Origin of the sequence: Epilithonimonas bovis DSM 19482, from assembly GCF_900108115.1 — a bacterium.
In the GTDB taxonomy this organism is placed as follows: Bacteria; Bacteroidota; Bacteroidia; order Flavobacteriales; family Weeksellaceae; genus Epilithonimonas; species Epilithonimonas bovis.
The window spans coordinates 1-5,047 of record NZ_FTPU01000069.1 but is presented as its reverse complement, the minus strand read 5'-3'; the positions used below and the strand labels follow the sequence as shown (position 1 = coordinate 5,047).

Genomic DNA, 5,047 nt, shown 5'->3' with positions numbered 1-5,047 from the left:
CACCAGGCAACATCCTCCATTGGCAACCGGTTTTCACCAAATACATTATGGCGTTCCAAATGGTTCTTAAACCATATTTTCGCTTTCTGTCATTGAGGTTCAAAGTCTTTTTTATAAATTGCCACTGATTGTCAGAAATGTTTGTCGAGTAATTTTTCACTGTAATTTAATTGATTAGTAACCAACAAGTTACGGAAAATAAACAACATAAACAACTGACAATCAGTTTTTTATAAGATTATTTTATAAAATAAACGCCATACGAATTTTTCTAATTTAATTTTTAAACAGGCTCTTAATAATGCACTACTAGTATTTAAAACTTAATGTCAATGTATAATATCTTCCATTACCTCTTACATATTCAGCATCTCTTGCAGTGTACATAGATGTAGGAGTAAAATAGGTTTTATTAAACAGGTTTTCTACTCCCAGCCCTAACATTATAAACTGATTAAATTTATAACTTCCCTGAAAGTTGAATAGATTGAAAGATTCTACAGGCCCTTCTCCTTCTTCATATTTCCCAGATTTATCCGGAGAAAACCGATCCCTTTTGAATGAGTACATATGATATAGACCTAAATTCAGTTTTTTATCATCTGACATCCATTTAACATAAGAATTTAGTCTTGGCGGAGCAATTCTCAACCCGCTCAGATATTTTTGATAGGTATTGTCATTATTTACATCTACCTTCCCTTCCTGATAAGTATAATTCACGCCTATATTCAATCCTCTTGCCGGATAAACATTCATTACAAGATCTACTCCACTAATATATTGTGGTGCTCGCAATGGTGTCCAAAAACCATTCACAGAAACTAAATCTGCACCAAGCTTAGAGTAATTATAAAAATAACTTGCAGAAAAGTCTATAACTTTACCTATTTTACTATTAAAACCTATTTCGTAGCTGTCTACTACAACGGGTTCTGTGTTAATTTCGTTTAGCACATTACTTTTAGCATCTCTCAGTACACGTCCAAGATCATAAATGTTGAATCCTCTGGAATAGGATGTAAATGGCTGGAAATAGCTAAAGGCGGTATAACTAAGTCCGGCATTGTATGAGAAGTTTTTATACTTCAGACTTCCTCCCTGTACATTAAAAGCACTGTCTTTTCCGGAAGGAAGCGTTGTATAATCCGGAACTTTTATATTCATTAAATCCCAACGGCTTCCCATTTTTACTGTTAAATCTTCAGTAAGATATAGCTTACTTTGTATAAATGGTGCAAATGCCATCATATTCAATTCAGGAACCCATACTCTGCCATCTACTAATGGCTGCGTAGTATGTTCATTCAGTAAATCTATACCATAAGTAAGTGAAGCTTTTAATATACCTTCTTTTCTGAATTCTGTATTAAAGTCGGTACGAAAGCCATATTTCTTTTCCAGAATTGCAGATTGGCCACCTGTTTTCCAACGGGGAGCTTCTCTGTAGTCGTAAATTGTATAAAAGTCTTGAAAATAAACGGATGCATTGAACGATGTATTACGGAATATAGAAGTATTGCTATATTTCAAATAAGCGTTGTGATTATATTTAGTTCCTTCTTTTACACCAAGACTTTCTCCTATTTTACCAGTTGACGGCCTTTCACCATACTTTCCTTTATCCAGGATATATTTGGAATCCTGCAAACTAGAATAGTAATTGTACATCAATTCTATTCTGCTTTTGTCATTGAAGGAATAACCCAATTTTGCAAAGGCATTATTTACCTTTGTTTCACCAAGTCCATATCTGGGGTTTTGGACTAAACCTTCTCCATCTATCTTAACGCCATTCTCTGTGAAGGTTCCGTTTACCAGATAATCAAATTTGCCCAGCTTTCCATAAAAGCTCTGTGATATTCTATATCCGGCTCCTCCCTCAGATTTAAACATCTTGTTATTGAATAATTCATGCCCCGTAAACCCCAGGACAGTTTTTCCGGATATTGACTTTTTCGAATTATCTTTTTGAGTTATATAATTAATAATCCCTCCTTCTGCACCATTTCCATAAATAGATGTTGCTCCTTTAACAACTTCAATTCTTTCAAGTACAGAAGGATCTATACTTCTAATCTCTCTGTCGTTATTCCGAAGCGGGCTGGATTGTGGAATTCCGTCTATCATTATCAATACATTTCTTCCTCTTAATGTTTGCCCTCTATTTCCGACCAGATTATTTCCAAATGCCAATCCGGGAACCTGATAAGCAAGGATGTTACTAAGATCCGGAGAAATTGCAGCTTGCTCTTCAATTTCTTTACGGTTGACAATGTGTACTGTTGAGGCTGTTTTCTTTATTATCTCTGGTGTCCTGGTTACTGTTATAATGACTTCATCAAGCCTTCCTTGTTTAACAGAATCATTTACCTTAATAACATTTTTCTGCGCTTTTGCAATTCCCGATACAAGGAATACACTCCCTAAGCATAATAGTGTTTTTTTCATTTGGTAGTAGTGTGTAATTATTTTTATTTAGAATAAACAAAATTAAAAATTATTCATAATCTCGCAAAAGAAAATCTAATTATAATTTTTCAAAATCTACTAGTCAGATTGCCTGATATCATTAGTTATACAAATTAAGCAGCCATTATGTAACAAATCCATCTGTTTACCGACGAATAAAAGACAATATTTATAATCAAAAATGAAAAAGATCTCTCTAAGTGCATTGATGTTGACTTCTGCATTCAACGTGGCAATAGCACAGACAAAACAGGCGGCTCTGGAACTTAATTATATGGATACATCCGTACGCCCACAGGACGACTTTTACAATTATGTGAATGGCACATGGATGAAAACTGCAAAAATCCCTGCTGACAAACCAAGCTGGGGTTCATTTACTCAACTAAGAGAAACAACCGACAATAATTCTCTTAAGCTCCTGGATAATATTCTTAAAGAAAAATTTGCATCCGGGTCCGAAGGTCAGAAAATCCAGGCACTCTATGAGACCTATATGGATATGAACAAGCGTAATGCCGATGGACTGAATCCCATAAAAGCTGACCTCGCAAAAATAGATGCGATTAAAAATACAGCTGATCTTCAGAAATACCTTGCAGAAGCAACCAAGAGAGGCGAAAATGCCTTCTATGGCTGGGGCGTAGATGGCGACCTGAAAAATTCTAAAATGAATGCCGTATATCTTGGCGATGCGTCTTTTGGCCTGGGCAGGGATTATTACCAAAAAGAGTCTGCTAAAAACACAGAAACAATAGCAGAGTACAAAAAATATGTGGCTAAAGTTCTTGCAGAGATTGGCTATAAAAATGCCGAAGCTGCAGCGGGTAAAATTGTCGACTTTGAAAAAACGATGGCAAAAACCCTCCTGACCAATGAGCAAATAAGGGACGCTAATCTGCAATATAACCCAAAAACGTTACCAGAGCTAAAAACACTTGTAAAAAGCGTTGACCTGCCTAAATACCTTGCAGAAGTTGGTGTAAAAACCGATAAAGTTATCATTGGAGAGCTTAATTATTATAAGAATCTGGATTCGTTCCTTACAGAAAAAAATATTCCTGTTATCAAGGACTATCTTAAGTTTCATCTGACATCGGGCAGTGCCGGATATCTGGATCAAAAGATGGACGACCTCAAGTTCGATTTTTACAGCAAATACCTCCAGGGTCAACAAGAGCAGCGCGCGCTCAATAAAAGAGCTCTGTCATTGATAAACGGCGTATTGGGCGAAGCATTCGGTAAGGTGTATGTCGAAAAATACTTTACCCCCGAAGCCAAAGCACAGATGCTGACTTATATTGATTATCTTAAAAAGAGTTTTGCCGTACATATTGACAATCTAAGCTGGATGTCGGCTACTACAAAGCAAAAAGCACTGGAGAAACTAAATAAATTTACTGTAAAAATTGCTTATCCTGACAAATGGAAAGATTACTCTAAGTTAACGCTTAAATCCGAGAAGGATGGCGGTACACTCTATGCTAATCTCCAGAATGTTGAGGCATGGCATTACAGCAAAGAACTGGAAAAAGTAGGTAAGCCTGTTGATAAAACAGAATGGGGCATGTCACCACAAACAGTAAACGCCTATTACAATCCGGTAAATAACGAGATTGTTTTCCCAGCAGCCATTTTACAGCCACCATTTTTCAATCCGGATGCGGATGCCGCTGTTAATTTTGGCGGTATTGGAGCCGTAATCGGCCACGAGATGACCCATGGTTTTGACGACAGTGGTGCTCAGTTTGACGGAGATGGCAACCTGAAAGACTGGTGGACAGCAGAAGACAAAGCCAATTTCGAAAAAGCGACCAAAAGTCTTGCTGCACAGTATGACCAATACGAACCGGCAAAAGATGTGCATGTAAACGGCACGTTCACCAATGGCGAAAACATTGCAGACTTAGGCGGTGTGAACATTGCCTATGATGCTCTTCAGATGTATCTAAAAGACAAAGGTAATCCCGGTAAATTGGACGGTTATACACCAGACCAAAGATTCTTCCTTAGCTGGGCAACAGTCTGGAGAACACTATCCACGGAAAAGTATCTAACCAATCAGGTAAAGACAGATCCGCATTCTCCGGGCTTCTTTAGAAGTTTTGGCCCACTTGTCAACACAGATGCTTTCTATAAGGCGTTTGATGTAAAAGAAGGTGATAAACTTTATAAAAACCCAGAACAGAGAGTTAAAATCTGGTAAGATTATCTATATTAACTAAAGCTCAGTTTTTAACTGGGCTTTTTTTGTGTTTGAGCGGTAAAAAAAAAAGGATCAGCAACAAAAGTTGGGGAGTAATGGCAAAAATTGATACTTTTGTAGAGGATGAAAACAGAAGACCTACTCAAGCTATTATTACCTGAATACTTAATTGAATACTTTGATGTTGTAAAATTTGAAGATATTGATGGCTTGCTTCACCTTTATTTTGAAGAGAAAAATACAATTCCCAAAGAATTTTCAGTTTTACAGCTTCAATCTAAAGGCTTTCATGAAGAGATTACGGTTGATGACTTTCCGCTTCGTGGAAAAGCCGTACAGCTGCATATCAAACGCAGAAGATGGACTGAT

Annotated in this window: 4 protein-coding genes; 2 read left to right on the top strand and 2 right to left on the bottom strand. The window is 36.9% G+C overall.

Annotation, left to right across the window (positions count from 1 at the left end; translation table 11 throughout):
• Nucleotides 1–160: transposase (locus B0B05_RS15875; protein ID WP_143746062.1), on the bottom strand; the 160-nt coding region annotated here is incomplete at its 3' end.
• Between the two features lie 149 nt (nt 161–309).
• Nucleotides 310–2,451 carry a TonB-dependent receptor gene (locus B0B05_RS15870; protein ID WP_072965310.1) on the bottom strand — a complete coding sequence of 714 codons (2,142 nt, stop codon included), beginning with the start codon at nt 2,449–2,451 and terminating at the stop codon, nt 310–312.
• A 202-nt stretch (nt 2,452–2,653) separates the two neighbouring features.
• Here B0B05_RS15870 and B0B05_RS15865 point away from each other — a divergent pair, with 202 nt between their 5' ends.
• Nucleotides 2,654–4,678: a M13 family metallopeptidase gene (locus B0B05_RS15865; protein WP_076784551.1), complete on the top strand. Its 2,025-nt coding sequence runs from the start codon at nt 2,654–2,656 to the stop codon at nt 4,676–4,678.
• Between the two features lie 123 nt (nt 4,679–4,801).
• Nucleotides 4,802–5,047, top strand: a 246-nt coding sequence (locus B0B05_RS15860) for an ISAon1 family transposase N-terminal region protein (RefSeq protein WP_076784550.1), incomplete at its 3' end; no start/stop codon positions are given.